General features: G+C 56.1%; 25 protein-coding genes, 1 tRNA gene and 2 pseudogenes. 22 read left to right on the forward strand and 6 right to left on the reverse strand.

Translation table 11 applies throughout. The annotated features are described in order from the left end of the window. Positions 1-224: 224 nt before the first annotated feature. Positions 225-1,286 carry a DNA polymerase IV gene (dinB, locus tag P406_RS16345; RefSeq protein WP_046236774.1) on the forward strand — a complete coding sequence of 354 codons (1,062 nt, stop codon included), beginning with the start codon at positions 225-227 and terminating at the stop codon, positions 1,284-1,286. A 48-nt stretch (positions 1,287-1,334) separates the two neighbouring features. Here the strand turns inward: dinB and P406_RS16350 are convergent, their stop codons facing one another. The 3 genes from P406_RS16350 to P406_RS16360 all read right to left on the reverse strand — a co-directional run bounded on the left by P406_RS16350 (position 1,335) and on the right by P406_RS16360 (position 5,566). Beyond that, a complete protein-coding gene (locus P406_RS16350) occupies positions 1,335-2,291 on the reverse strand; it encodes a lipoprotein (RefSeq protein ID WP_003390980.1) in 957 nt (318 codons plus the stop codon). A 65-nt stretch (positions 2,292-2,356) separates the two neighbouring features. Then, a complete protein-coding gene (locus P406_RS16355) occupies positions 2,357-4,072 on the reverse strand; it encodes a proline--tRNA ligase (RefSeq protein ID WP_046236738.1) in 1,716 nt (571 codons plus the stop codon). Between the two features lie 171 nt (positions 4,073-4,243). Continuing rightward, entirely contained in the window at positions 4,244-5,566 is a 1,323-nt protein-coding gene (locus P406_RS16360) for an OprD family porin (protein ID WP_046236739.1), read from the reverse strand. A gap of 859 nt (positions 5,567-6,425) precedes the next feature. Here P406_RS16360 and P406_RS16365 point away from each other — a divergent pair. Further along, positions 6,426-6,851: an HIT family protein gene (locus tag P406_RS16365; protein ID WP_046236740.1), complete on the forward strand. Its 426-nt coding sequence runs from the start codon at positions 6,426-6,428 to the stop codon at positions 6,849-6,851. 2 nt (positions 6,852-6,853) lie between these two features. Beyond that, on the forward strand, positions 6,854-7,060 hold the full coding sequence (locus tag P406_RS16370; protein ID WP_003364741.1) for a SlyX family protein: 207 nt from the start codon (positions 6,854-6,856) through the stop codon (positions 7,058-7,060). Positions 7,061-7,124: 64 nt separating this feature from the next. On the opposite strand, the gene P406_RS29970 is transcribed toward P406_RS16370, so the two are convergent. Then, the gene (locus P406_RS29970; RefSeq protein WP_003409391.1) at positions 7,125-7,733 is read right to left on the reverse strand and encodes a cold-shock protein; all 609 of its coding nucleotides are present in this window, start codon (positions 7,731-7,733) and stop codon (positions 7,125-7,127) included. Positions 7,734-8,202: 469 nt separating this feature from the next. On the opposite strand from P406_RS29970, the gene P406_RS16380 reads away from it, so the two are divergent. From P406_RS16380 to P406_RS16460, 17 genes are all read left to right on the forward strand, one after another. Next, complete coding sequence (locus tag P406_RS16380; protein ID WP_003314356.1) at positions 8,203-8,676, forward strand: Dps family protein; 474 nt, start codon at positions 8,203-8,205, stop codon at positions 8,674-8,676. 341 nt (positions 8,677-9,017) lie between these two features. After that, a complete protein-coding gene (locus P406_RS16385) occupies positions 9,018-9,362 on the forward strand; it encodes a ribbon-helix-helix domain-containing protein (protein WP_003314357.1) in 345 nt (114 codons plus the stop codon). Positions 9,363-9,654: 292 nt separating this feature from the next. Then, on the forward strand, positions 9,655-11,430 hold the full coding sequence (aspS, locus tag P406_RS16390; protein ID WP_002554661.1) for an aspartate--tRNA ligase: 1,776 nt from the start codon (positions 9,655-9,657) through the stop codon (positions 11,428-11,430). 116 nt (positions 11,431-11,546) lie between these two features. Next, a complete protein-coding gene (locus P406_RS16395) occupies positions 11,547-12,293 on the forward strand; it encodes a YebC/PmpR family DNA-binding transcriptional regulator (protein ID WP_003314360.1) in 747 nt (248 codons plus the stop codon). Between the two features lie 130 nt (positions 12,294-12,423). Then, complete coding sequence (gene ruvC / locus P406_RS16400; protein ID WP_003314361.1) at positions 12,424-12,948, forward strand: crossover junction endodeoxyribonuclease RuvC; 525 nt, start codon at positions 12,424-12,426, stop codon at positions 12,946-12,948. An 86-nt stretch (positions 12,949-13,034) separates the two neighbouring features. Continuing rightward, positions 13,035-13,643, forward strand: coding sequence for a Holliday junction branch migration protein RuvA (ruvA, locus tag P406_RS16405; protein ID WP_003364731.1), 609 nt, complete (start codon positions 13,035-13,037; stop codon positions 13,641-13,643). Then, the gene (ruvB, locus tag P406_RS16410; RefSeq protein ID WP_003409396.1) at positions 13,644-14,705 is read left to right on the forward strand and encodes a Holliday junction branch migration DNA helicase RuvB; all 1,062 of its coding nucleotides are present in this window, start codon (positions 13,644-13,646) and stop codon (positions 14,703-14,705) included. It abuts the gene before it with no gap. A 134-nt stretch (positions 14,706-14,839) separates the two neighbouring features. After that, on the forward strand, positions 14,840-15,307 hold the full coding sequence (gene ybgC / locus P406_RS16415) for a tol-pal system-associated acyl-CoA thioesterase (RefSeq protein WP_003314364.1): 468 nt from the start codon (positions 14,840-14,842) through the stop codon (positions 15,305-15,307). Beyond that, positions 15,297-15,992 carry a protein TolQ gene (gene tolQ, locus P406_RS16420; protein WP_002554655.1) on the forward strand — a complete coding sequence of 232 codons (696 nt, stop codon included), beginning with the start codon at positions 15,297-15,299 and terminating at the stop codon, positions 15,990-15,992. The genes ybgC and tolQ overlap by 11 nt, the downstream gene beginning before the upstream one ends. A 14-nt stretch (positions 15,993-16,006) precedes the next feature. Then, entirely contained in the window at positions 16,007-16,471 is a 465-nt protein-coding gene (tolR, locus tag P406_RS16425) for a protein TolR (protein ID WP_002554654.1), read from the forward strand. Continuing rightward, entirely contained in the window at positions 16,471-17,541 is a 1,071-nt protein-coding gene (tolA, locus tag P406_RS16430) for a cell envelope integrity protein TolA (RefSeq protein ID WP_003314366.1), read from the forward strand. The genes tolR and tolA overlap by 1 nt, the downstream gene beginning before the upstream one ends. A gap of 47 nt (positions 17,542-17,588) precedes the next feature. After that, on the forward strand, positions 17,589-18,839 hold the full coding sequence (gene tolB / locus P406_RS16435; RefSeq protein ID WP_210434907.1) for a Tol-Pal system beta propeller repeat protein TolB: 1,251 nt from the start codon (positions 17,589-17,591) through the stop codon (positions 18,837-18,839). 52 nt (positions 18,840-18,891) lie between these two features. Beyond that, positions 18,892-19,395 carry a peptidoglycan-associated lipoprotein Pal gene (pal, locus tag P406_RS16440; protein ID WP_003314369.1) on the forward strand — a complete coding sequence of 168 codons (504 nt, stop codon included), beginning with the start codon at positions 18,892-18,894 and terminating at the stop codon, positions 19,393-19,395. 6 nt (positions 19,396-19,401) lie between these two features. After that, positions 19,402-20,220: a tol-pal system protein YbgF gene (ybgF, locus tag P406_RS16445; protein ID WP_004418664.1), complete on the forward strand. Its 819-nt coding sequence runs from the start codon at positions 19,402-19,404 to the stop codon at positions 20,218-20,220. A 171-nt stretch (positions 20,221-20,391) separates the two neighbouring features. Beyond that, positions 20,392-21,039 (forward strand): 7-carboxy-7-deazaguanine synthase QueE, encoded by a 648-nt coding sequence (gene queE / locus P406_RS16450; protein ID WP_003390957.1) that lies wholly within the window; start codon positions 20,392-20,394, stop codon positions 21,037-21,039. Position 21,040: 1 nt separating this feature from the next. Further along, positions 21,041-21,730 carry a 7-cyano-7-deazaguanine synthase QueC gene (queC, locus tag P406_RS16455; RefSeq protein WP_003314372.1) on the forward strand — a complete coding sequence of 230 codons (690 nt, stop codon included), beginning with the start codon at positions 21,041-21,043 and terminating at the stop codon, positions 21,728-21,730. Between the two features lie 63 nt (positions 21,731-21,793). Continuing rightward, positions 21,794-21,869, forward strand: a tRNA-Lys gene (locus tag P406_RS16460). 537 nt (positions 21,870-22,406) lie between these two features. Here the strand turns inward: P406_RS16460 and P406_RS16465 are convergent. Beyond that, positions 22,407-22,993 (reverse strand): annotated as a pseudogene (locus tag P406_RS16465) (DNA topoisomerase); the annotation flags it as partial. On the opposite strand from P406_RS16465, the gene P406_RS28960 reads away from it, so the two are divergent. Together P406_RS28960 and P406_RS29860 are read left to right on the forward strand one after the other, a co-directional pair. Then, positions 22,931-23,203 (forward strand): hypothetical protein, encoded by a 273-nt coding sequence (locus P406_RS28960; RefSeq protein WP_144431096.1) that lies wholly within the window; start codon positions 22,931-22,933, stop codon positions 23,201-23,203. The pseudogene P406_RS16465 and the gene P406_RS28960 overlap by 63 nt on opposite strands. A gap of 69 nt (positions 23,204-23,272) precedes the next feature. After that, positions 23,273-24,223 (forward strand): annotated as a pseudogene (locus P406_RS29860) (tyrosine-type recombinase/integrase). A 29-nt stretch (positions 24,224-24,252) separates the two neighbouring features. On the opposite strand, the gene P406_RS16475 reads toward P406_RS29860, so the two are convergent. Then, positions 24,253-25,224, reverse strand: a complete 972-nt coding sequence (locus tag P406_RS16475; RefSeq protein WP_046236743.1) for a helix-turn-helix domain-containing protein — start codon at positions 25,222-25,224, stop codon at positions 24,253-24,255. Between the last annotated feature and the right edge of the window lie 543 nt (positions 25,225-25,767).

Genomic DNA, 25,767 nt, shown 5'->3' on the forward strand with positions numbered 1-25,767 from the left:
TCAATGGTTAGTTTCAAAAAAGTGCTTTTTCTTCAAATGCTTAGCGGATCCAGATGATCGGTCTGCACGGTATCGGCGCTTGCATGACGGGGCTTTGCAGCTGTTTCGGTCATGCATGATGGGCTTTTGACTGCTTTTCATGGCGGCCTTTCGCATCATTGGATGTTACTTGGCGGTACGAATGAGATACTGCGCGGCCATTGATTGCAAAATCTCATCAGGTCATGACGCAGCGCAAAATCATCCACATCGACTGTGACTGCTTTTATGCAGCCATTGAAATGCGTGACGAGCCCGACCTCGCTGGCAAGCCGCTGGCGGTAGGCGGCTCTGCGGAGCGGCGCGGGGTGATTGCGACCTGTAATTACGAGGCGCGCGCCTATGGCGTGCGTTCGGCCATGTCGTCCCGGCATGCGCTCAAGCTCTGCCCGGACCTGACCATCGTCAAGCCGCGCATGGATGCTTATAAAGAAGCATCGCGGGAAATCCACACGATCTTTCGGGATTACACCGACCTTATAGAGCCGTTGTCTCTGGATGAGGCTTTTCTGGACGTGTCCGATGCCGGGCACTTTTCCGGTAGCGCCACGCGTATCGCGCAGGACATCCGTCGTCGGGTCTCGAATCAGTTGCACATCACCGTGTCGGCGGGCGTTGCGCCCAACAAGTTTCTCGCCAAGATCGCCAGCGACTGGAAAAAGCCCAACGGGTTGTTCGTCATCACGCCGGATCAGGTCGAGGATTTCGTCGCTTCCTTGTCGGTCACCAAGCTTCATGGCGTAGGAAAAGTCACCGCAGACAAGCTCGGCCGGCTGGGTATCGTCGACTGCGCCGACCTGCGAAGCCGCAGCAAGCTCGCGCTGGTTCGCGAGTTCGGCAGCTTTGGTGAGCGCCTCTGGAGTCTGGCGCACGGGATCGATGATCGACCGGTGCAGAATGACAGCCGACGTCAGTCAGTCAGCGTTGAAAATACTTACGATACGGACCTGCCCGACCTGGCAGCCTGCCTGGAAAAACTGCCCGACCTGCTGGAAACCCTGAGTGGCCGTATGGCCAGAATGGAAGGGCAGTACCGGCCCGGCAAGCCGTTCGTCAAAGTGAAGTTTCACGACTTTACGCAGACGACTCTCGAGCAGTCCGGAGCCGGCAGGGACCTGGGCAGTTATGAACAGTTGCTGGCTCAGGCGTTCGCCCGCGGTGGCAAGCCGGTGCGATTACTGGGCATAGGCGTGCGTCTGCACGATCTGCGTGCAGCCCATGAACAGCTGGAATTGTTCTCTCGATAATGAAAGGCCGCGGTTATACGCCGCGGCCTTTCATGTTACAGGCACTTGTTACTGGCTCTGGGCAGGAACGGCGACCAGGCGGCCAGCGTCTCTGGCGAGTGACTTGAGAAATTCCCCCTGCAGCTGTGGATCGTTGCGCGTCAGTTCGATGAGGTTCTGTTCCAGCTCGCTGGCTTCTTCTTCCAGCCCCATATCAGAAAGACGCTTGACGCGATGCACCCACTGGCTGACCTCATCATCTTCAAGGTCGTCGTAGATCAGGGCGTGCGCCTCCAGCAGCTTGCCGCGTAGCGAATGGCTGATGGGCAAACTGGCGCTCGTGTGCGCGCTGTCCTGATCGTCTTCGACGTTGATATAAATGCGAGTGATGCGGCTCAGGTCCTGTTCGGCAAACGGACTGTCCAGCAGGTTCAGGCGCAGGATGCCGTTGCGGTCAGTGCTCATTTCGTGAGTTTCATTGCCGGCCTTGACCATCACCGGGCGTTCATTCCAGGGCAGGGTGGAGTTCTCGATTCGCTTGTCTTTCTGAACCTCGTCGATGCTCGCCAGATTCTGCTCGGCGCGACCGTGGGACGGGGCATTCATGAACGGGTTGAGACCTGCCACGCCATAGTGAATCCAGTCCTTGGTCATGCTTTCCGGCAAATTGCCCAGCGCAAACACGTTGACCACGTTGGCCCCGACACCTGCGACAACAGCGACTGCGCCGAGCGGGATCTCGTAGACCTCCCGCCACGGTTGGTAAGGCGTGTAGCGGTCATAGTGGCGGGTGACTTCAAAGTCGGTGACCTCGAACGATTTGTGCTCGTGAATCCGCACGCGGCGTTGCGGCAACTCCAGTGTCTTGGGTTCGCCGATATCGACTTGCAGAGTATGTTCGAGCAGTTTGCGTTCGACTCGCTCCTCGTGCTCGCTGCGCTGAGAGAGCTGGTTGGCACAGCCGCCGACGAGAAATGAGCCGCACAGAACGGCGCTGCCGAGGCTTAGGGTGCTTCGTTTGAGCATGGGATCTCTGATGCGGATTGGGCGAGTGAAGAGCGGCGCACCTGCGAGCAGGTGCGCCTTTTGACTCAGCGGTTCACTTTGCCCTGGATGAACGACAGCACGTCCGCGACTGCAATGGCTTGCGGTTGCGATTCGGTACGGCTCTTGTATTCCAGATTGCCTTCGGCCAGGCCTCGGTCGCTCACCACGATGCGGTGCGGGATACCGATCAGTTCCATGTCGGCGAACTTGATGCCCGGGCTGGTCTTCTTGTCGCGGTCGTCGAGCAATACTTCAAAACCGGCAGCCGTCAGGTCGGCGTACAGTTTGTCCGTCGCTTCACGAACGGCGTCTGTCTCGTAGCGCAGCGGGACCAGCGCAATCTGGAACGGCGCGAGGGTATCGTTCCAGATGATGCCGTTTTCGTCGCTGTTCTGTTCGATGGCGGCTGCAACCACTCGGGAAACACCGATGCCGTAGCAACCCATCGCCAGATTGACCGGCTTGCCGTTTTCACCCAGCACCTGGCACTTCATCGCTTCGCTGTACTTGGTGCCCAGCTGGAAGATGTGGCCTACTTCGATGCCGCGCTTGATTTCCAGCGTGCCCTTGCCGTCCGGGCTCGGGTCGCCCGCAACCACGTTGCGCAGGTCGGCAACGGTCGGAACCGGCAGATCGCGCTCCCAGTTGACGCCGAAATAGTGTTTGTCGTCGATGTTGGCACCGACGCTGAAGTCGCTCATCAGCTCGACAGAGCGGTCGATGATGCACGGCAGTGGCAGGTTCAATGGGCCCAGTGAGCCCGCGCCTGCGCCGATGGCGTCGCGCAGTTCGGCTTCGGACGCCATGACCAACGGGTTGGCGACCTGTTCCAGCTGGCTGGCCTTGATTTCATTGAGCTCGTGATTGCCGCGGATGATCAGGGCGATCAGCTTGCCTTCTTCGGCAGCATGCACCACCAGGGTCTTGACGGTTTTCTCGATGGGCAGACCGAAACCTTCGACCAGTTGGGCGATGGTCTTGGCGTTCGGCGTGTCGATCAGACGCAGCTCTTCGGTAGCGGCAGGGCGCGTCTTCTCGCGAGGAATCGCCTCGGCCTTTTCGATGTTGGCTGCGTAATCGGAGCCGTCGCTGAACACGATATCGTCTTCGCCGGATTCGGCCAGTACGTGGAATTCGTGCGAGCCGGCGCCACCAATCGAGCCGTTATCCGCTTCGACCGGGCGGAACTTCAGGCCCAGTCGGGTGAAGATGTTGCTGTACGCCAGATGCATGCGGTCGTAGGTAACCTGCAGCGATTCGTGATCGGCGTGGAACGAGTAGGCGTCTTTCATGACGAACTCGCGTCCACGCATCAGGCCGAAGCGTGGGCGGATCTCGTCACGGAATTTGGTCTGGATCTGGTACAGATTGATCGGCAGCTGTTTATAGCTGTTGAGCTCATTGCGTGCCAGATCGGTGATGACTTCTTCGTGGGTCGGGCCCAGGCAGAACTCACGGTTGTGGCGGTCGACCAGACGCATCAGCTCCGGGCCATACTGCTCCCAGCGTCCGGATTCCTGCCACAGTTCTGCGGGTTGAATGCCGGGCATCAGAATTTCGAGTGCGCCTGCGGCGTTCATTTCTTCACGAACGATGGCTTCGACCTTGCGCAGTACGCGCAGGCCCATGGGCAGCCAGGTGTAGAGGCCGGAGGCCAGCTTGCGAATCATGCCGGCGCGCAGCATCAGCTGATGGCTGACCACGACCGCATCGGAAGGGGTTTCTTTCTGTGTGGCGAGCAAAAATTGACTGGTGCGCATGGTTGGCCGTTGTCGGTTGCTGAGACAGGAAATGACCTGGCATTGTACGGCGCTGTGCCGGTCGCGTACAGGGCGCGGCTGGCTTACAGGTGGCGTTGAAGCGCTTTCATGGGCTCATGAAAAAGCCCGGCATGTGCCGGGCTTCTTCTATTAACGAGTGCTGAGCGGGGATTACAGGATCGAGATCGGGTAATCGACAATCAGGCGGAACTCGTTGACGTCGCCTTCGCCCTGGTCGGCGTTGGCGCGGTGCCATGCCTGACGCATACGGAAGGACAGATCTTTGGCTGGGCCAGTCTGTACGACGTATTTGGCTTCAAGGTTGGTTTCGTGGTGCTCGCCGTCTGCACCGTACAGGCCAGCATAAGCGCTGTCGGTAGGTGTTTTGGTGCCGTCGATGTCAGTACCCTTGATGTAGCGGGTCATGAAGCTCAGGCCTGGAACGCCGTACGGGGTCATGTTCAGGTCGTAGCGGACCTGCCAGGATTTTTCACCCGGACCGTTGAAGTCGGAGTACTGGATCGAGTTGTTCAGGAAGATCGAGTCGCCACCGCGGTTGTTGTCACCGATACCGATGTAGTCGAACGGCGTGTCACCGTTGATCTTCTGGAACGCCAGGGTCACGGTATGGGCAGCAAGGAACGAGTAGGCTGCGGAACCGGAAAACGCGGTGTTGCTGATCGAGCCGGCTTTGGCGCTGCCTTCGTCAACGGTGCGATAGATGTTCGCATCGAATGCCAGAGACTGATCATTGCCCAGAGGCAGGGCGTAGTTCACGTTACCGTAGTATTGATCCCAGACGTCTTCCAGCTTGGCGGCATAGAATGCAACACCCAGGCTGTCGGTAATCGCGTATTTACCGCCAGCGAAATCAGCACTGTTGGCTTGGACGCCAGCATAAGTTGCCCAGATGCTGCCATTATGACTGGTATCGTCCTGGCTGGTGCCTGAGTAGAAGTGCCCTGCTTCAAGATCCAGACCTGCAATCTCGCTACTTTGCAGACTCAGACCGCTAGCTGTCTGAGGTAGCAGACGCGAGCCGCCAACCCCGAACACTGGGCTTGTAGGCTGCATGTCACCGATTTTCAGCTCAGTCTTCGAAATGCGGAACTTGACTGCGCCGCCAGCTTTGGACTGGGTATCTTCGTTGTTACCGGCAGCGTCGGTGATCAGGTTGCCGGAACCCGAGTATTTGTCCGGGCCCCACAGCTTGACGCCAGCGTAGGCGAAAGCCTCGACGCCGACACCGATAGTGCCTTGGGTGTAGCCGGTGCTGAAGTTGGCCAGGATCCCTTGGGTCCAGTCGCGATCGTCGTCAGCGCCAGCTTTCTTGTCACGGTTGTAATAGTAATTGCGCAACTTCAGGTCAAGCGTGCTGCCTTCCACAAAGCCCTTGGCATCAGCCTGATCGCTGACGAAAGGTGCGGCTGTTGCCATTTGGGCGCTGGCTGCCGTAACGGCCAGTGCGATTGCGCTCCACTTCATCACTCTCATCGTGATTGCTCCTTTGGTTTTTAGAAGATTTGTCTGCCGTCCCACCTGTTTTTTTATCTGGGCGGCTCTTTCTATTTTTGTCGGCGGAATCTATATCACGCTGACTTGGGTTGCTATAGCTACAGCCTTATCCTTTCAGAATCTTTACGACGCGCAGCCGAGCTAGCCTGTAGTGGCATTCTGCACCTTGTCAGATCGATCAAAGTGCGGTCCGTCACGGCGTCCCTCAGGGTCGCAAGCCTTGTTTTTCCCTTGATTCTGTCACCCCTGTTTTCCGCCAGGGATGTCGTGATCATATGGGTGATAAAGCAACAAGCGTGCACAAAGTTTCCGAAAATGAAAAAATTTTGTGAAAAATCAGAATCAAGATCGCATTTTTGCTCCATCTAGCTGTTTTAACTGACTATTTTTATTTTTTGAAAATGCCTCAGGCTTTTCTGCACCAAGGGTGGTTTCTGCCCCTCCCACCCAAAAACGTTACCGGTATAGGCTTACATTGAGTAGAAAACGAATCCGTTGTGTTGCTGTCGCAACAGCAGTGTGTGATTTTGGTGCATTCCCCATCGGGCTCGCCTGAACCTGGAGCATTGCTCTGGATGGCGGTCATGGTGATGCAATGGATGTTTCATTTTCATGTACGCGAGGCAGGCAATTGTAAGGCGGTGGTTCAAGGTGAGGCTGTTTACAGCGGGATCCGCGGTCAGTCAGTGGCGTCAAATCGGTGCGGCGACCGTTGTGGTTGGTGCATTCTGGTGCATAGGTGAAGCCTCACGCGAAGCCTAGTATCCTGCCTGCCTATCGCAGCACCCTGTTACCGACAGGGCAGGTGCATTCACCTGGCAATCAGGAGCTTTTTATCGTGTTCGTTCTGGATTCCCGTCTTCAACAAGACACCTTGCCGATTGGCGACTTTCCGCTGTGCCGGTTACTTCTCTCCAACGACAGTCACTACCCCTGGTTCATTCTGGTGCCGCGCCGCGCAGACATCACCGAAGTCTTTCAGCTGAGTGCAGCAGACCAGATGCAGTTGTGGCAGGAAACGAGTGCGCTGGCCAAGGTGCTTAACGAGCTCTTCGATGCGGATAAAATCAACGTTGCCGCCTTGGGCAACGTAGTGAGCCAGCTGCATATGCACGTCATCGTGCGCAAACGTGACGATGCCGCCTGGCCTGCGCCCGTGTGGGGCAAGCAGGCTGCCATCGCTTATACCGACGAGCAGCTCTCGGCAATCCGCCGGCAGCTGAAGCCGGTACTGACAGATGATTTTCGATTTGAGGAGGCGTAATCATGAGCCTTGAAGAGCGAGTCATGGAGCTTGAAAGCCGTATGGCCTTTCAGGACGATACGATCCAGGCACTCAATGACGTGCTGGTAAAGCAGCGGCGCGAGCTTGATCATCTGCAACTGCAGATGGCGGCGATGCTCAAGCGTCAGGAGGAAATGGGCAGTCAGTTCGAGACCTTCGAGGAAGATGCGCCGCCACCTCACTATTGATCGGCTGCCATAAAAAAACCGCGACTTCCGTCAGGAGGTCGCGGTTTTTTGTTGCTTGAAACAATCAGCGGCGGGGCAGGGCTGCAATGACATCTTCGGCCTGCAGGCCTTTGTCGCGGTTCATCACGGAAAATTCGACGCGCTGTCCTTCGACCAGTACGCGATGACCCTCACCGCGAATGGCGCGAAAATGCACGAAAATATCGTCGCCGGAATCCCGGGAGATGAAACCGAAGCCTTTGGAGGTGTTGAACCACTTTACGGTGCCAGTATCACGATTTCCCATATCGTGGCTTTGCGGCGCGGACGAGGGGGTGTAAGACCTGTAAAAGCTGACGCCCAAGTGCAGAGCGACGGCTACGATGGCGACAGCCAGGCTCACCAGAATGGCAGGTTGACCGGCGATGTCGGGTAGAGGAACAAGCAAGGTTAACGTTTGTACGATTACCGCGATGACAAGCAGCGCACTGACCAGATTTTGCAGATTATGACGCGGGCCTCGATTCCAGTAAGGAATGACCGGAGCGAGTATCAGGTTAAGCAGTCCTAGAAAAGCCAGGCAAATCGCGTCAGGATTTTGCAGGTAGAGAGATGCCGCTTCACTACGCAGGCTCGGTATGAAAGAAAGCAACAGGGCTGCTGCTCCCGTTACCAGATGGACGATTTTCAACATTTTAAAAAGCTCACATGCAAGAAGGATTACAAGAAATAGCTGGTAACGCCCGGTACGCTTCTGAACAAGATGAGGCGTGATGCACGGGCGCCGGGCCGGCCTATGTGCCAGCGCTGGATGACAACTCGTTGGCGACACGGCGTGTATTTAACAGCAAAGCCTGATCCTACTCAAATCAGCAATCGATAATGGTAAGGGGGCCTCTCCGGCCCTGGCAGTCCTCTGTCCTTTAATACGTCTGCGGATGCCGAAACAGAGCGCTCTGGCGTATTTTGCTGATGATTCTTCCAGGCGCGCGAGGATTTTCTGCCCCAGGCGCCCGCTGTAGCCCCGTGTGAATAGCCGTGGGGCTGGTGTGAGTCGCTGCCAGCAGACATCGTCCTGCCAACGGAAAGCTGCGCCATTCGGGTTCTCTTGATAGAGTAGTCGCCTTTACTGCTTTTCAATCCTCACCAAAAGGGCATGAAACATGGCAATCGATATCGGTATCAGTGAAGAGGATCGCAAATCGATCGTGGACGGTCTGTCGCATCTGCTGTCGGATACTTATGTGCTTTACCTCAAGACTCACAACTTTCACTGGAATGTCAGCGGGCCGATGTTTCGCACGCTGCATTTGATGTTCGAAGAACAGTATAACGAACTGGCACTGGCGGTTGATTCCATCGCCGAGCGTATTCGTGCTCTGGGCTTTCCGGCGCCGGGTACTTATTCGACGTATGCGCGCCTGTCTTCCATCAAGGAAGAAGAAGGCGTACCCAGTGCTGAAGATATGATCAAAAGTCTGGTGCAGGGTCAAGAGGCTGTTGTCCGTACTGCTCGTAGTATCTTTCCTCTTCTGGATAAGGTTAGTGATGAGCCGACGGCTGACCTGCTGACGCAACGCATGCAGGTTCATGAGAAAACCGCCTGGATGCTGCGCTCGATGCTTGAGTCCAAGTAACGGCCAGGGACGAGTGGCTTCAAGTGCTACTCGTCCCGTTCCTGAGTTGTTCTTCGCCCGTCACACCTGTCACTTCCTGCACCTGCTTTCATTGCGCAATCGCTCGGGCAAGCCGAAGCCTAGCAGTCGCGCGCTGCGCTGCAGCTCTCCTCGCTTTTATTGGTGTCCCCTTCAAGGTTAATAACGATATTCCGTTGTTTCCTGTAGCCATCTCCTACAGTGACAACGTGTAGGGGCTTCTGGCTATAAAATCGCCAATCATGTTTTATACATCGGGACATTTATTTGTTTTTGAATATTTCTTTTGGTGTTTAAAATTCAATGATTCGAAGGTGGCGGTTATGATGTTACGAAGTGCTGAGCGAGAGCTTAAGTTGCTGCACCGAGAGGTGGAAATACGCCATGATCCTTTTGTCGAGGATTTCAATATGACGCTGGCGCAGCCGCACTCAAAATCCGTTCGACTTAACGGCCTGGCGACGTGCCTGCGTCTGGAGAAAGTGTACTGGAACATTCTTTCAGGTATCGCCAGTAGTAATGAGTGCTCCGTCAATGCGGTACTGTCCTACATTGATCGGGAGGTTCACTTACGGTACGGAGGTGTGAAGAATTTCAGTGGTTTGATTCGTGTTGTCTGTGTGGCGCATCTTTTGAAGGGCGACTGCCTGGAAAATTCTCACGTCTAGCGTGGTTTTATCCTCATTCCTGTGGGCTCGCTCAGGTGGGCCTGCGCTTTCCCCCGCAGCGCGAGCGAACGGCTCGGCTGCGCGGGGTGATCATGAGCTTATCCGGTCGTTAATAGGTTCGTCCGGCTGCACGGTGCCAATTAACTCTATATAATCCTCCGTCTTGCTAGCGGGCGTGACTCTGCGTGGGCCAGGGCCGGCTTTAGCCTTGTGCCGGTGCCTTGTACCTCTGAGCGCAAGCCAGGAGCGAAATCGCCACCGAATTCGAATTACGAGAAGTGAAAACACCATCATGATGCGCAGCCATTATTGCGGCCAACTGAACGAGAGTCTGGAAGGCCAGGAAATTACCCTTTGCGGATGGGTCCACCGTCGTCGTGACCACGGGGGCGTTATCTTCCTCGATATCCGCGACCGTGAAGGCATGGCTCAAGTCGTGTTCGACCCGGATCGTGCCGACAGCTTCGCTGCCGCTGATCGCGTGCGCAGTGAGTACGTGGTCAAGGTCGTGGGCAAGGTTCGTGCTCGTCCGGCAGGTGCCGTGAACGCGAACATGGCGTCAGGCGCCATCGAGGTTCTGGGTTACGAGCTCGAGGTGTTGAACGAGTCCGAAACGCCGCCGTTCCCGCTGAACGAGTATTCCGACGTCGGCGAGGAAACACGTCTGCGTTATCGCTTCATCGACCTGCGCCGTCCGGAAATGGCCGAGAAGCTGCGTCTGCGTTCGCGCATCACTACCAGTATCCGTCGCTATCTGGATGACAACGGCTTCCTCGACGTCGAGACGCCGATCCTGACCCGCGCCACCCCGGAAGGCGCTCGCGACTATCTGGTGCCAAGCCGCACACACCCGGGCAGCTTCTTCGCCCTGCCGCAATCGCCTCAGCTGTTCAAGCAACTGCTGATGGTGGCTGGCTTCGATCGTTACTACCAGATCGCCAAATGCTTCCGCGACGAAGACCTGCGTGCTGACCGTCAGCCGGAATTCACCCAGATCGACATCGAAACCAGCTTCCTCAACGAAGAGGACATCATCGGTCTGACCGAGAAGATGGTTCGTCAGCTGTTCAAGGAAGTTCTGGACCTGGAGTTCGGTGATTTCCCGCACATGACCTTCGAAGAGGCCATGCGCCGCTACGGTTCCGACAAGCCGGACCTGCGCAACCCGCTGGAACTGGTGGATGTTGCCGATCAGCTCACCGGCGTGGAATTCAAGGTGTTCAGCGGCCCGGCCAACGATCCCAAGGGACGCGTTGCCGCACTGCGTGTACCGGGCGCCGCCAGCATGGCGCGCAGCCAGATCGACGACTACACCAAGTTCGTCAGCATCTATGGTGCCAAGGGTCTGGCCTACATCAAGGTCAACGAGCGCGCGAAGGGGCCGGAAGGCTTGCAGTCGCCGATCGTCAAGTTCATTCCGGAAGACAACCTGAACGTCATCCTCGATCGTGTTGGTGCGGTTGATGGCGACATCGTTTTCTTCGGTGCGGACAAGTTCAAGATCGTCAGCGAGGCCCTTGGTGCGCTGCGTATCAAGATCGGCAATGACCTCAAGCTGCACACTTGCGAGTGGGCACCGATGTGGGTCGTTGACTTCCCGATGTTCGAAGAAAACGACGACGGCAGCTTCACCGCGTTGCACCACCCCTTCACGGCACCCAAGTGCACGCCTGAAGAGCTGGAGGCCAACCCGGCGACCGCGCTGTCGCGTGCCTACGACATGGTGCTCAACGGCACCGAGCTGGGCGGCGGTTCGATCCGTATCCATCGCAAGGAAATGCAACAGGCGGTCTTCCGTCTGCTGGGCATTGCCGAAGACGAGCAGCAGGAGAAGTTCGGCTTCCTGCTCGATGCCTTGAAATACGGCGCGCCACCGCACGGTGGTCTGGCTTTCGGTTTGGACCGTCTGGTAATGCTGATGACCGGCGCGCAATCGATTCGTGAAGTGATTGCGTTCCCGAAAACCCAGAGCGCGGCCGATGTCATGACCCAGGCGCCTGGCGTTGTCGATGCCAAAGCGTTGCGCGAGCTGCACATCCGTCTGCGCGAGCAGCCGAAGGCCGAGTGATGCCGGGCAGGGCGTATCGTCGATACGCCCTGTATCTGCCCTTATTGAGTGAAGCTTTTTGCCCGGTTTTTCAGGGCGAAAGGTGAAGGTGTTTCAAAAAGAATCTGGAGCGAAAAATGGCAGGTCATTCTAAGTGGGCGAACATCAAGCACCGCAAAGAGCGTCAGGATGCCAAGAAAGGCAAGATTTTCACCAAGTGGATCCGTGAGCTGACCGTTGCTGCGCGTCAGGGTGGCGGTGATCCCGGCTCCAACCCGCGTCTGCGGTTGGCGCTGGACAAGGCGCTTGGTGCGAACATGACCCGTGACACCATTGATCGTGCGGTGGCGCGAGGAGTAGGGGCCTCCGACGGTGATGATGTCGAAGAGCTGGGTTACGAGGGCTATGGTCCGGGCGGCGTGGCGGTCATGGTTGAAACCATGACCGACAACCGCAATCGTACTGCGGCGGCTGTACGTCATGCGTTCACCAAATGCGGCGGCAATCTCGGCACAGACGGTTCTGTTGCCTACCTGTTCGATCGCAAGGGCCAAATCTCCTTCGCTGCCGGTGTCGATGAGGATTCGCTGATCGAGGCTGCTATGGAGGCCGATGCTGACGATGTCGTGACCAACGAAGACGGCTCGATCGATGTGTTCACCTCGTTCTCCGGGTTTTATGCGGTGCGTAACGCATTGGAGGCAGCAGGCTTCAAGGCTGCAGATGCAGAGATCGTCATGCTGCCGACCACCAGCGCTGTGCTTGATCTGGAAACCGCCGAAAAGGTACTCAAGCTGATTGATATGCTCGAAGACCTGGATGACGTGCAGAACGTCTATTCAAACGCGGAAATCCCGGACGAAGTGATGGAACAGCTGGGCTGATCGCTCACAGGCAACACCAGGTCGGAAGCCGGGGGAACGAAGCTGTGAGCAACACGCAGCTATCGGCCCCCGGCTTCTGCCTTTATGCTGCACCTATTGTTTTGCGTGACCTTCTCAAGCTGCAGGCGTTATGACTCTTATTCTTGGTATCGATCCCGGTTCGCGAATCACCGGCTATGGCGTGGTACGCGACACCGGACGCGGCTGTGTCTATGTTGCGTCGGGCTGCATCCGCACTGGCAGCGGCGAGCTGCACGAGCGTTTGCAGATCGTTTATCGCGGTGTGCGGGAGGTCATCAAGACCTACGGGCCGGTGACGATGGGTATCGAAAAGGTTTTCATGGCGCGTAACGCCGATTCGGCATTGAAGCTGGGGCAGGCCAGGGGCGCAGCCATCGTGGCGGGTGCCGAAGAGGCGCTGGAAATTGCCGAGTACACCGCAACCCAGGTCAAGCAGGCCGTTGCAGGAACCGGCGGTGCCAATAAAGAACAGGTGATGATGATGGTCATGCATCTGCTCAAGCTGACCCAAAAGCCGCAAATCGATGCGTCCGATGCCCTTGCCATCGCCCTGTGCCACGCGCATACGCGCTCCAGTCTGATTCCTCACGGGTTGGCCACTGCGCGCAGTCGCGGCGGCCGCTTGCGGCTCTGACTGGCATTATGTGTCCGCATATTTTCTATGATGACGGTGTTCAACTTCTTCGCGCGAGCGACAGGCAACACGAAAGGATCTGAAACGTGATTGGACGTTTACGCGGCTCTCTCGCCGAAAAGCAGCCTCCGCATCTGGTGCTGGATGTCAACGGTGTCGGCTATGAGGTGGAAGTGCCGATGACCACCCTGTACCGGTTGCCGCATGTTGGCGAGACGGTGACGTTGCACACCCACCTGGTGGTCCGTGAGGACGCGCACCTTTTGTACGGCTTCTACGAAAAGCGCGAGCGCGAGCTGTTTCGTGAGCTGATCCGGCTCAATGGCGTCGGCCCCAAGCTGGCACTGGCGCTGATGTCCGGTCTGGAAGTCGATGAGCTGGTGCGTTGCGTGCAGGCGCAGGACACGTCGGCGCTGACGCGCATTCCCGGCGTGGGCAAGAAGACCGCCGAGCGTCTGCTGGTCGAGCTCAAGGATCGTTTCAAGGCCTGGGAGTCCTTGCCAGGCACTTTTACGCTGGTTTCCAATGGCCCCAATCAGGCTGAGCCTGTAGCGTCGGCAGAATCCGATGCGGTCAGCGCACTGATTTCGCTGGGCTACAAACCTCAGGAGGCGAGCAAGGCTGTCTCCGCCATCAAGGAAAAAGATTTGAGCAGTGCGGATCTGATTCGCCGTGCGTTGAAGGGGATGGGTTAAGTGATAGACGCCGACCGCCTGATAACCGCCACTGGTGGCCGTGATCGTGATGAACAGATGGACCGCGCGATTCGGCCACTGAGCCTCGCGGACTACATCGGCCAGCCGACCGTGCGCGAGCAGATGGAGTTGTTCATCCAGGCTGCCCGTGGTCGCAGCGAAGCGCTGGACCACACGCTGATCTTCGGTCCGCCCGGTCTGGGCAAGACCACGCTTGCCAACATCATCGCCCAGGAAATGGGCGTGTCGATCAAGAGTACGTCCGGCCCGGTCCTCGAGCGGCCCGGCGATCTGGCCGCGATCCTGACCAATCTCGAACCCAATGACGTGCTGTTCATCGACGAGATCCATCGTCTGTCGCCGATCGTCGAGGAAGTGCTGTACCCGGCAATGGAAGACTTCCAGCTCGACATCATGATCGGTGAGGGTCCGGCAGCGCGTTCGATCAAGCTTGATCTGCCGCCGTTCACGCTGGTCGGCGCGACCACTCGTGCCGGCATGCTGACCAATCCGTTGCGCGACCGCTTCGGCATCGTGCAGCGACTCGAGTTTTACAACATCGCCGATCTTTCGACGATTGTCTCGCGCTCGGCAGGCATTCTGGGTTTGGTCATCGAGCCGCAGGGCGCTTTCGAGATCGCCAGGCGCGCTCGTGGCACGCCGCGTATCGCCAACCGCCTGTTGCGTCGCGTACGGGATTTTGCCGAAGTTCGTGGCAACGGGCAGATTACCCGGCAGACAGCCGATAAGGCCCTCAACCTGCTGGACGTCGACGAGCACGGCTTCGATCATCAAGACCGGCGTTTGCTGCTGACCATGATCGAGAAGTTCGACGGTGGTCCGGTGGGCGTGGACAGCCTGGCGGCGGCAATCAGCGAAGAGCGTCATACGATCGAAGACGTACTCGAGCCCTATTTGATCCAGCAAGGCTATATCATGCGCACACCTCGAGGGCGTGTGGTGACCCGGCATGCGTATCTGCATTTCGGCCTGAATATCCCGTCGAGGATGGGCGAGATACCGGTACCGGATGATTTTGGCGACGAGCCTGTGGATTTATAGCGATGCTTTGCAATTTATTTGCAGTCTGCGTGGTCACATTGCCAGTCCTGCCGCCGATACCTGTAACTAAGTGGCAAAACGTTGAAAAACAGTTGCCTGACCCGATTGGCAACCTGAGGAGTAAGCTCTAGAGTATGCGCGCGCAAAACGGGGTTCAGTCGTTCGCACATCGCTGTCGCGTTTATTACGAGGACACCGATGCCGGCGGCATCGTCTACTACGTCAATTATCTGAAATTCATGGAGCGGGCTCGTACCGAGCGGCTACGGGAATTGGGCTTTGCCCAATCCGAACTGGCGCAGGAAAACCTTTTATTTGTCGTGCACTCCAGTGAGGCTCGTTATCACAAGCCGGCGCGGCTGGATGACGAGTTGCTCGTCAGTGCAGAAGTAACCGAATTGAATCGCGTCAGCCTGCGCTTTAAACAGCAGATCAGGCGGGCGTCGGATGCAACGCTGCTCTGTGAAGGGCAGTTCCTAGTGGCGTGTGTACGCGCCGATAGTTTTAAACCCCGGGCCATTCCCGAAGCTCTGCGAGCGGCCTTCGCCGACCAGGGCGGCGCGGGCATACATTCAGAGCAGGAGATAAAGCGTGGAAGCTAACGTCGTCGACCATTCCTCCATGTGGAGTTTGGTCAGCAATGCCAGCATTGTTGTTCAGTTGGTAATGCTGATTCTGGTAGCTGCTTCGGTCACTTCGTGGATCGTGATTTTTCAGCGCAGCAATATGCTGCGCGCAGGTCGACGTGCACTGGACAGCTTTGAAGAGCGTTTCTGGTCGGGTATCGATCTGTCCAAACTGTACCGTCAGGCGGGCAGCAATCCCGATCCGGACTCGGGCGTCGAGCAGATCTTCCGTGCCGGTTTCAAGGAGTTCTCGCGTCTGCGTCAGCAGTCCGGCGTCGATCCTGATGCGGTCATGGAAGGTGTGGCGCGCGCCATGCGTGTTGCCATCTCCCGCGAGGAAGAGAAACTCGAAGCCGGCCTGCCATATCTGGCGACCGTCGGTTCTACCAGTCCTTATGTCGGTCTGTTCGGTACTGTCTGGGGGATCATGAACTCCTTCCGCGGTCTGGCGACTGCGCAGCAGGCAACGCTGGCTACCGTTGCACCGGGCATTGCCGAAGCACTTATTGCAACGGCCATCGGCCTGTTTGCAGCCATTCCAGCCGTTATTGCCTACAACCGTTTCGCCGCGCGCAGTGAGACCTTGATCAGCCGTTATTACACGTTTGCTGACGAGTTCCAGGCCATCCTGCACCGTAAAGTGCACACCAGCGAAGAGTGAGCAGGTAATTCCCCATGGCTTTAATCGCTCGAGATCGTCGCAGAAAACGCAAGCCGGTCGCCGAAATGAACGTAGTGCCCTACATCGACGTGATGCTGGTGTTGCTCGTGATTTTCATGGTGACGGCTCCCATGATCAACCAGGGCGTGAAAGTCGACTTGCCCAAGGTCTCCAGCGAGGCTTTGCCGCAAGACAACAACAATCAGGTCCTGACCATTTCGATCAAGGCTGACAAGACCTATTACTGGAACCTTGGCAGCGAAGTCGATACCGACAAGCAGATGGACAAGGCAATGACCCTGCCACAGCTGACTGCCGCAGTGACCAAGATCGTCGCTGCCGGTCGTGACGCAGGCAAGCAGACCCAGGTTTTCATTCGTGGTGACAAGACCGTCGATTACGGCTCGGTCATGGGCACCATGGGCGGGCTGCAGAAGGCTGGGGTAGGGAACGTTGGCTTGATTACCGAGGCACCCTGATGCAGCCGATTCGAGAGCCGTCCGCCTCGGAAAGCTACTTCTGGCCCAGTGTCTGGGCCGTGGCATTGCATATTCTGATTTTCGGCATGCTGTTCGTCAGCTTTGCCATGACTCCGGATCTGCCCGAAGCCAAGCCTATCGTTCAGGCAACGCTCTATCAGCTCAAGTCCAAGAGCCAGGCCACTACCCAGACCAACCAGAAGATTGCCGGTGAGGCGAAGAAAACCGCTGCGCGACAAACAGAAGTCGAACAGCTGGAGCAGAAAAAGATCGAGCAGCAAAAACAGGAAGCTGTAAAAGCTGCGGAACAAAAGAAAGAAGAGTCCGCTCAAAAAGCCGAAGAGCAGAAAGCTGCCGACGAAGCCAAAAAGGCCGAACAGAAAGCAGAGGAGGCCAAAAAGGCTGACGATGCCAAGAAAGCTGATGAAGCCAAGAAGGTTGCCGATGCCAAAAAGCTTGAAGATAAGCAACAGGCTGATATAGCCAAGAAAAAGGCCGAGGAAGAGGCGAAGAAAAAAGCCGAAGAAGACGCCAAGAAAGCTGCTGCCGAGGAAGCCAAGAAACAGGCTGCTGATGAGGCCAAGAAAAAGGCCGCAGAAGACGCCAAGAAAAAGGCTGCCGAGGACGCGAAGAAAAAAGCCGCTGCCGATTCCGCCAAGAAGGCGCAGGAAGCAGCTCGTAAATCCGCTGAAGACAAGAAGGCGCAGGCACTGGCCGATTTGCTGTCCGACAAACCGGAGCGGCAACAGGCTTTGGCTGACGAGCGGGGCGATGAAACGGCTGGCAGTTTCGATGACCTGATTCGTGTCAGGGCTTCCGAAGGCTGGAGTCGTCCACCATCGGCACGTAACAACATGTCGGTAACGTTGCAGATCGGGATGTTGCCCGACGGTACGATTGCCTCTGTATCGATTGCCAAATCCAGTGGCGACGGACCGTTTGACAGCTCTGCGGTTGCTGCGGTGAAGAACATTGGACGTTTGACAGAAATGCAGGGTCTGAAGCCGGCTGACTTCGCGCCCTATCGTTCATTCAAGATGACATTCACACCTGGAGATCTAGCCTTGTGATCAACCTTTTTCGAGGACTGCTGGTCGTTCTCTGTTTCGCATCCGCAATGGTGTCGGCAGAAGAAAAGAACATTCTGGTCACCAGCGGCAGTGACCGTGCAGCGCCCATCGCTGTTGTGCCTTTCGGATGGCAGGGCGGTAACGTCCTGCCTGAGGACATGGCCGAAATCATAAGCAACGATCTGCGCAACTCCGGCTACTACGCGCCGATCCCGAAGCAGAACATGATCAGCTTGCCGACCCAGGCCAGCGAAGTCATTTTCCGTGACTGGAAAGCGCTGGGTGCCCAGTACGTCATGGTCGGCAACATCACGCCCGCCGGCGGACGTCTGCAGATCCAGTACGCACTGTTCAACGTGGCCACCGAGCAGCAAGTGCTGACCGGCAACGTGTCGGGTACCAATGATCAACTGCGCGACATGGCGCACTACATTGCCGACCAGTCGTTCGAGAAGCTCACCGGTATCAAGGGTGCGTTTTCCACTCGTATGCTCTACGTGACGGCAGAACGCTTCTCGGAGAACAACACGCGTTACACCCTGCAGCGTTCGGATTACGACGGTGCTCGTGCGGTAACCCTGTTGCAATCCCGTGAGCCAATCCTGTCGCCGCGTTTCGCGCCGGACGGCAAGCGTATTGCCTATGTCTCGTTTGAACAGAAGCGTCCACGCATCTTTGTTCAGCACATTGACACCGGTCGTCGCGAACAGATCACCAACTTCGAAGGCCTGAACGGCGCGCCTGCCTGGTCGCCGGATGGCAGCAAGCTGGCGTTCGTGCTGTCCAAGGATGGCAACCCGGAGATCTATGTGATCAATCTGGCGTCGCGTCAATTGAGCCGCGTCACCAACGATTCTTCGATTGATACTGAACCTTTCTTCGGTAAGGACGGGTCTACGCTATACTTCACGTCGGACCGTGGCGGCAAGCCACAGATCTACAAGACCAATATCAATGGCGGCGGTGCCGAACGCGTGACGTTCGTGGGTAACTACAACGCCAACCCGAAATTGTCAGCCGATGAAAAGACGCTGGTAATGATTCACCGGCAGGACGGCTTCACTAATTTCAAGGTAGCAGTGCAGGATTTGGCCCGCGGTAGCGTAAAAATCCTCACAGATAGCAACCTTGATGAGTCGCCTACTGTTGCGCCCAACGGCACCATGGTAATCTACGCCACCCGCCAGCAGGGCCGGGGAGTCTTGATGCTCGTGTCCATTAACGGACGCGTAAGGCTCCCGCTTCCTACCGCTCAAGGCGAAGTCAGAGAACCTTCCTGGTCCCCTTACCTGAACTGACGCGGCGCTACACGATTTGCTTAACACACTGGGGTTCATTAGGAGTTTCAAGATGGAAATGCTGAAGTTTGGTAAATTTGCTGCGCTGGCTCTGGCCATGGCTGTAGCTGTAGGTTGCTCGTCCAAAGGCGGCGACAATGCCGGTGCAGGCGGTGCTGCTGTTGATCCTAACGCTGGTTACGGCGCCAACTCGGGTGCTGTTGACGGCTCCCTGAGCGAAGAAGCTGCTCTGCGCGCAATCACCACCTTCTACTTCGAATACGACAGTTCGGACCTGAAGCCAGAAGCCATGCGCTCCCTGGACGTGCACGCCAAAGACCTGAAAGCTAACGGCGCTCGCGTTGTTCTGGAAGGCAACACCGACGAACGTGGTACTCGCGAGTACAACATGGCACTGGGCGAGCGTCGTGCGAAAGCCGTTCAGCGCTACCTGGTACTGCAAGGTGTTTCCCCAGCTCAGCTGGAACTGGTTTCCTACGGCGAAGAGCGTCCAGTTGCTACCGGCAACGACGAGCAGTCCTGGGCTCAAAACCGTCGCGTCGAACTGCGTAAGTAATTTGACATGCGAACGTGCCGACGTGCTCTAACCGTTTTGGCCCTCGCCCTTCCGCTTTCAGCGTTGGGTGCGGCACCTGTGGTCGATAACAATTCTGGCTCTGGCAGCAGCAGTTATCCGCCAGCGGGTTATGGCACGTCCGGCGCCTATGCCGGGGGAGGGGTTACGGCCCCTGCCTCGGCACAAGGTCAGCTGTTCATGCAGCTGCAGCAAATGCAGGACGAAATCGCGCGTTTGCGCGGTGTTGTCGAGGTCCAGCAAAATGACATCCAGCGCATGAAGCAGGAAGCTCTGGAGCGTTATCAGGAACTCGATCAACGTATAGCCAGTGGCGCAGCCGCTCCGGCTACCAATAATTCCCAACCTGCTGGTGGCGCTATCGACGCCGGCGGGACGCCTTCGGCCTCAGCGGCTCAGCAGGCACCGGCAGCAGGCACTGAGCCTCCTGATCCGGCGAAGGAAAAGCTTTATTACGAAGCAGCCTTCGATTTGATCAAGGCAAAGGATTTCGACAAGGCCAGTCAGGCCTTCACCGCTTTCCTGCGCAAATACCCGAACAGCTCGTATGCGGGCAACGCCCAATACTGGCTGGGTGAAGTAAACCTGGCCAAAGGCGACCTTCAGGGCGCTGGTCAGGCGTTCGCCAAAGTCAGTCAGCAGTATCCGAAGCATGCCAAGGTGCCTGATTCGCTGTACAAGCTGGCTGATGTCGAACGCCGTCTGGGTCATACCGATAAGGTAAAAGGCATATTGCAGCAGGTCGTTGCCCAGTATCCGGGCACTTCAGCTGCACAATTGGCGCAACGAGATCTCCAGCGCCTTTGATGTTCTGACCCGCTGATCAAGAAAGCCGCGCTAGTCGCGGCTTTTTTCGTTAGAATCTCGCACCCGAAATTCCGGTACACCTTACGCTTTTCTGGATTCCGCGGTTGCCGAGTCCCTTGAAGTGCCTGACGGAGGCGGACGGCCTGTTTAGCTGTTACGCCCGTGGCTGATATGCAAGACACATTACGCATCACCGAAATCTTTCACTCGTTGCAGGGTGAAACCCGTACGGCTGGCCTGCCCACCGTATTTGTTCGCCTTACCGGCTGCCCGTTGCGCTGTCAGTACTGCGACAGTGCCTACGCGTTCAGCGGCGGCACTATTCAGACGCTGGACGACATTCTTGGGCAAGTGGCTTCCTATCGCCCTCGGTACGTCTGCGTCACCGGCGGCGAGCCGCTCGCCCAGCCCAATGCCATTCCATTGCTGAAGCGTCTTTGCGACGCGGGCTATGAAGTGTCTCTGGAAACCAGTGGTGCTTTGGATATCTCGGCGGTGGACCCTCGTGTCAGTCGCGTAGTCGACCTCAAGACCCCAGGGTCAAAAGAAGTCTCGCGTAACCGCTACGAGAACATGGAGCTGCTGACGGCCAACGATCAGGTCAAATTCGTGATCTGCTCGCGTGAAGATTACGACTGGGCCGTTTCCAAGCTGATTCAGTACGGTCTTGATCGTCGTGCGGGCGAAGTTCTGTTCTCGGCCAGTCATCACGAGCTCAAGGGCCGTGATCTGGCGGACTGGATCGTGGCTGACAACCTGCCGGTACGCCTGCAGATGCAGTTGCATAAAATTCTTTGGGATGACGAGCCGGGGCGCTGATATGAGTGAATTGACCAAGACTGAAAAAAGAGCCGTGATCCTCCTGTCTGGTGGCCTGGACTCTGCGACCGTCGTAGCCATGGCACGCGCCGAGGGTTACGTCTGTTACACGATGAGCTTCGATTATGGCCAGCGTCATCGCGCCGAGCTGGATGCCGCTGCACGCGTTGCTGGTGATCTCGGCGCCGTGGAGCACAAGGTCATCGGCCTCAACCTCAACGGTATTGGCGGCTCGGCATTGACCGACAGCTCCATTGCCGTGCCTGAGTCGCCTTCTGAAGGCATTCCGGTTACATACGTACCGGCACGCAACACCGTCTTCCTCTCGCTCGCCCTGGGCTGGGCAGAGGTCCTGGGGGCGCGGGATATCTTCATTGGCGTCAATGCCGTGGATTACTCGGGCTACCCGGATTGCCGCCCCGAGTTTGTCGAGTCATTCGAGCGCATGGCCAATCTTGCGACCAAAGCCGGTGTGGAAGGGCAGGGCTTCACCATCAGGGCGCCGCTGCAGAATCTGAGCAAGTCGGACATCGTCAAGGCAGGCGCTGCGTTGGGAGTCGATTACTCGCTGACGGTTTCCTGCTACCAGGCTGACGACCAGGGCCGTGCCTGTGGCAAATGCGACAGCTGCCGCTTGCGCGCAGAGGGCTTTACTGCTGCCGGTATCGCAGACCCGACTCGTTATTTTTAAAATTTTTTAAAAAAGGTGTTGAATTACTGATAAAAATCAGTAATATACGCGCCACACAACAGAGGGTCGTTAGCTCAGTTGGTAGAGCAGTTGGCTTTTAACCAATTGGTCGTAGGTTCGAATCCCACACGACCCACCATTTCGAAAATCTGGAAGGCCCATGAAAATGCGGATTTCCAGGTTTTTTTTTGCGTTGCGGATTGTCATGGTCGGCTAGCTGCTCTGGGTTTCCGTCATGGGGTTGATGCAGCGATCTGTAAAGCGCCTGACAGGTCTTTCGAAGCGGAAGGCAGGTAAGGCCGTTCAAGCGTGAGACCCGTTAAGAAACGCAGCCACCTGTCGCGAAACATGCGCCGGCAAGCGGCGATGTCAATTGCCGTTTCTGATCCCTCCGATATCAAACTCAATGCCCGAGCTTTGGTGTCGTGGGCGCTGATAGTCTTGCCAAAGCCAACGGCGAGCGTGCCAAACGACAGCAGCGTTCGTTACGTCTTTTCAAAATGAGTGCGCCAGCGATGGCAAATAATGCAAACGGTTTGTTTGATAATAAAGTTAATTATTCGCTGTCACTATTTTTAACTTATTATTATGAGCTGTGGATTTCGGTATTGCTGTGCGTGTGCAGAGACGGATTTGATTTATCCGTCGTCGACATGCGCCAAAAAACTATAGAAATGACACCCTTCCCAAACGTTGCAGAGCGCACCTCCTGCAGGGTGCTCAGATCGAACGGGAGCGGAGCTGGATCCTTGCTACGCTTTGTATCAAAATGAACAGTTGCGGCAGCCTGGCTACTTTTCAGCGCGGCCAGTGCGGCAGTTGCAGCAGCTTGATTAAGGCAACGGCCTTCCTCATCTACCACGTACTCATCGGCGACCCATTTCGCCAAGAACGATTGTCCTGCAGTCCAGAGCTGAACCTCGACACTCCAGTACGGTTTGGGTACGAAGTTTGAGAACTCCCGGTCGCGGTCAACCACCATCCGAAGGGGTGGTGTTTGAACGCGGCCGACGGAGAGCACACCGGTATACCCGGCCTGTCGGCCGAGCAGGGTAAATAGCCGCGAAAACTTCATACCAATAAGCCAGTCCGCTCTGGAGCGAGCGCGGAAAGATACAACGTGTAGGTTTCAGAGCCTTGTTTGACGCTGTTTAGTGCCTGGCGAATAGGTGCTTCGTTGAGCGCTGACAGCCAGAGCCTTTGAATCGGTCCCCGGTACCCACAATAGTCGATCATCTCGCCCTCGCGGTCAGCGTCGAGGTCAGTAACGATCTGCAGGACCAACGCATTGGCCTGGCCACGCTCTGGAACCTATGGCACACGCACCGGATAACTATCGTGCCGATCGAGCAATATGCGTCCTCGCATGGATTATGGGAGAGGGCACCCGTGCGCTTGAGCGCAGCGGGTGCGCGCATCGAGCAGGGCGTGCGTGGCGATGACCAGCTGGCGCTGGAGCAGCAGCGCTGGTAAACCTGGTACCGAAGTCCGCGCAATCCGCACACTGGAAGCATCCGTCGAGCCTGGCCGGGAGCGCAGCGCATGAGCGAGCTGGTAATGGCCGATGGCGCCAGTGAGCGTCGCATCAACGCATTGCTGCAGTGTCGGCAGCCGTCGAGTGGTTAGCCAATATCTGCAACCCACGCCGTGGGTACCAGGCCGATCTGCGGGACTTTTGCGGCTTTGTTGGCATGGCCGGTGCTGAGGAGTTTCGCGTAGTAAACCGGGCGCACGTTTTTGTCTGACGCGCCAGCCGGAGCGGCGCACTCTGTCAGGGGTGACGATGCAGCGCTAACTGGCGGCACTGGCCTGCCTCCTTCATTACCTCCTGGACAAAAATGCACTGGCCGGGGGGCAACCCGATGCATGGGGTGGCCACGTCACTCATTGAAACCAAGGATGGCAAGACCCCAGTTGGGCGACGGTGTTCGCCGTACCGGATGGTGAATCGCTCTAGGGCCTAAGCGACCGGGCGATACTGGCGGTGCTGCCCCACCAGACTGCATCGTGAAGAATTGAGTCTGCTGCAGACCGTCGACCTCCAGTAGCACCGTGGTGTGAAGCACCTGCGGGTCCACGGCAAGGCGGGACGATTCGCTACCTGCCACTGCACCCAATCGCTGTTAAACGGATTTACGTATAACAGGTGCGTGATGGTGATCGAGCACAGATGCCGGGTGCGCTCTTCCGCTCGCTGCGCAGGAGAACGTTGGGTACGGGGATTACCGGCAATGGCGCGGTAATGAAGTGGGCCAGTGCTTCGCAGAACCACGTCGACGGGTTGATCATCCATAGACTCAAAGCAACCGCAGCCACCGACGCCTGGAGCATAAGGCCGACATCGCCAAGGTCCAAGGGTGGCTGGGTCATGCCAACATCAGCATCACCAAGATCTATGATCAGCGAATGAACAGGGCTGAAGATTCACCCACTTATAAAGCAGAAATAGCTGCACGGGCGCGCGCTCATAGTTCAAGAGTTTATATCCGCTAGCATGATCTTAAACTTTTTGAAACCCATTTCTACGTGCTTGGTGGTCGCTGCCGCTTGACGGAGTCCTGCGGGTGTTCAGAGAATCTCATTAAATAATACTTGCAAAACAAATAATAGTTTGAGAATCCGCACGCATAAGCTATCTGTTTAAGTGACCAGTAGAGACTGTCATCGAAAATCATTTTGCGAGCGTTGATAAGCCTCACCTCGCGGATGTAATTATTTATCGTCGTATTTTTATATTTTTTGAAGCCTATTTGCAGTCCTCGGATACTTACATTAGCCTGCAGCGCGAGATCAGCACTCGTTAGCGCTTCCGAGTAGTGTGTATCGATGTACTCCATGGTGCTTTTAATGGAGTGAGGTGTCGGTATGATTGCAGTCTCTGGTGATCTCACTAATTGGGAGTAATTGTTTTCGAGATTATAGATCGCGAACGTGAGTAACGACTCTTTTAGATGACGAAGGAATGGGCCATCAGCGATAGAATGATGCCCTGATAGAGAAAGTGCCGTGTCCGCAATGTTGGCCAAAAATCTACCGGCCCAAGCATCAGTGCAAGAATTTTTGAAATGAATTTTTGCTTTAGGAGGGACGTCTATAAGTGATCTCAAACATTGAAAAAAATCCTCATGCTGAACAAACACACTAATATAATTGGCGTGCGGCGAGAATTTAGAGAGAATCAGATCTTTTTGGTCTATGACAAAAACAGAACTCAACTTAGATTCATATTTGTTTTTCGGGGTTTCCCATGTCAAACGTCCTGAATCCGTTACTGTAAAAAGAAGGCCCTCGAATTCTGGTTTTTGTTCAAATGCCCAGCCCGTTGCACTTGTGGAGCGATTGACGCTTGTGTTTCCTATTTTGCACATCTGCGTTGAGTAGTCGAATTTTTTGGCAACGCCGACTACGTTAATATTACAACGAAACCTGCTGAAGAATTCACTGGCCGCGTCCTCTGTAGACAGTCGGCATGCTGAGAACGTCGCATTGTTCATATTCAATTACTCAACAGTCAGGTGCCAATACTTAACGGTGACTGCAATGCATTGTCAATACAAAGATGTCGAAGTGCCATTAAATATGTTTCAAATTATTGACAAACCGCTTTTCAATCGAGTGTCTATTGGATCCTATCTAATAATCTCATTGGCTTGATCACGTTTTTGAGTGTGCTTTGATACTGCCATCTTCAACGCGGCCTGCTCATTCGTGCTTTGGTCACCGATCCTTAAAATACCTAAATTCAAGCGATTATCATTACCCATGGCCTTCATGGATCCAGGCTCTGGTTTCACTGACGAGATCTGGAATAAGAATTTCCGCTGAGCAGCTGAATTATTTGTTTTTTTTAACGAAAGCGCATTATTTAAAAAAACGCATAAAAATTCGTTGTTGCGTACATTATAAATCTTCGTACTGAGCTAATCTGTCTCTATCCCAGGCCCTCTAACGAGTGCTAGACACTTCCTCCCACCACTCTCGGAACTCATCAAAAAAAATCCTACCCAGCTGAAATCTCGCTTTATATCTGATGGTTG

Origin of the sequence: Pseudomonas syringae pv. coryli str. NCPPB 4273 (genome assembly GCF_000972175.1) — a bacterium.
Classification (GTDB): Bacteria; Pseudomonadota; Gammaproteobacteria; order Pseudomonadales; family Pseudomonadaceae; genus Aquipseudomonas; species Aquipseudomonas syringae.

Coding starts and splice junctions, on each gene's coding strand:
- tolA (WP_003314366.1), top strand. CDS start 16,471: ATGCAGCCGATTCGAGAGCCGTCCGCCTCGGAAAGCTACTTCTGGCCC.
- P406_RS16395 (WP_003314360.1), top strand. CDS start 11,547: ATGGCAGGTCATTCTAAGTGGGCGAACATCAAGCACCGCAAAGAGCGT.
- P406_RS16385 (WP_003314357.1), top strand. CDS start 9,018: ATGATGTTACGAAGTGCTGAGCGAGAGCTTAAGTTGCTGCACCGAGAG.
- P406_RS16475 (WP_046236743.1), bottom strand. CDS start 25,224: ATGAACAATGCGACGTTCTCAGCATGCCGACTGTCTACAGAGGACGCG.
- P406_RS16370 (WP_003364741.1), top strand. CDS start 6,854: ATGAGCCTTGAAGAGCGAGTCATGGAGCTTGAAAGCCGTATGGCCTTT.
- queC (WP_003314372.1), top strand. CDS start 21,041: ATGAGTGAATTGACCAAGACTGAAAAAAGAGCCGTGATCCTCCTGTCT.
- P406_RS16360 (WP_046236739.1), bottom strand. CDS start 5,566: ATGAGAGTGATGAAGTGGAGCGCAATCGCACTGGCCGTTACGGCAGCC.
- ybgF (WP_004418664.1), top strand. CDS start 19,402: ATGCGAACGTGCCGACGTGCTCTAACCGTTTTGGCCCTCGCCCTTCCG.
- tolB (WP_210434907.1), top strand. CDS start 17,589: ATGGTGTCGGCAGAAGAAAAGAACATTCTGGTCACCAGCGGCAGTGAC.
- aspS (WP_002554661.1), top strand. CDS start 9,655: ATGATGCGCAGCCATTATTGCGGCCAACTGAACGAGAGTCTGGAAGGC.
- tolR (WP_002554654.1), top strand. CDS start 16,007: ATGGCTTTAATCGCTCGAGATCGTCGCAGAAAACGCAAGCCGGTCGCC.
- ruvC (WP_003314361.1), top strand. CDS start 12,424: ATGACTCTTATTCTTGGTATCGATCCCGGTTCGCGAATCACCGGCTAT.
- P406_RS16355 (WP_046236738.1), bottom strand. CDS start 4,072: ATGCGCACCAGTCAATTTTTGCTCGCCACACAGAAAGAAACCCCTTCC.
- P406_RS29970 (WP_003409391.1), bottom strand. CDS start 7,733: ATGTTGAAAATCGTCCATCTGGTAACGGGAGCAGCAGCCCTGTTGCTT.
- dinB (WP_046236774.1), top strand. CDS start 225: ATGACGCAGCGCAAAATCATCCACATCGACTGTGACTGCTTTTATGCA.
- pal (WP_003314369.1), top strand. CDS start 18,892: ATGGAAATGCTGAAGTTTGGTAAATTTGCTGCGCTGGCTCTGGCCATG.
- queE (WP_003390957.1), top strand. CDS start 20,392: ATGCAAGACACATTACGCATCACCGAAATCTTTCACTCGTTGCAGGGT.
- ybgC (WP_003314364.1), top strand. CDS start 14,840: ATGCGCGCGCAAAACGGGGTTCAGTCGTTCGCACATCGCTGTCGCGTT.
- P406_RS16350 (WP_003390980.1), bottom strand. CDS start 2,291: ATGCTCAAACGAAGCACCCTAAGCCTCGGCAGCGCCGTTCTGTGCGGC.
- P406_RS16380 (WP_003314356.1), top strand. CDS start 8,203: ATGGCAATCGATATCGGTATCAGTGAAGAGGATCGCAAATCGATCGTG.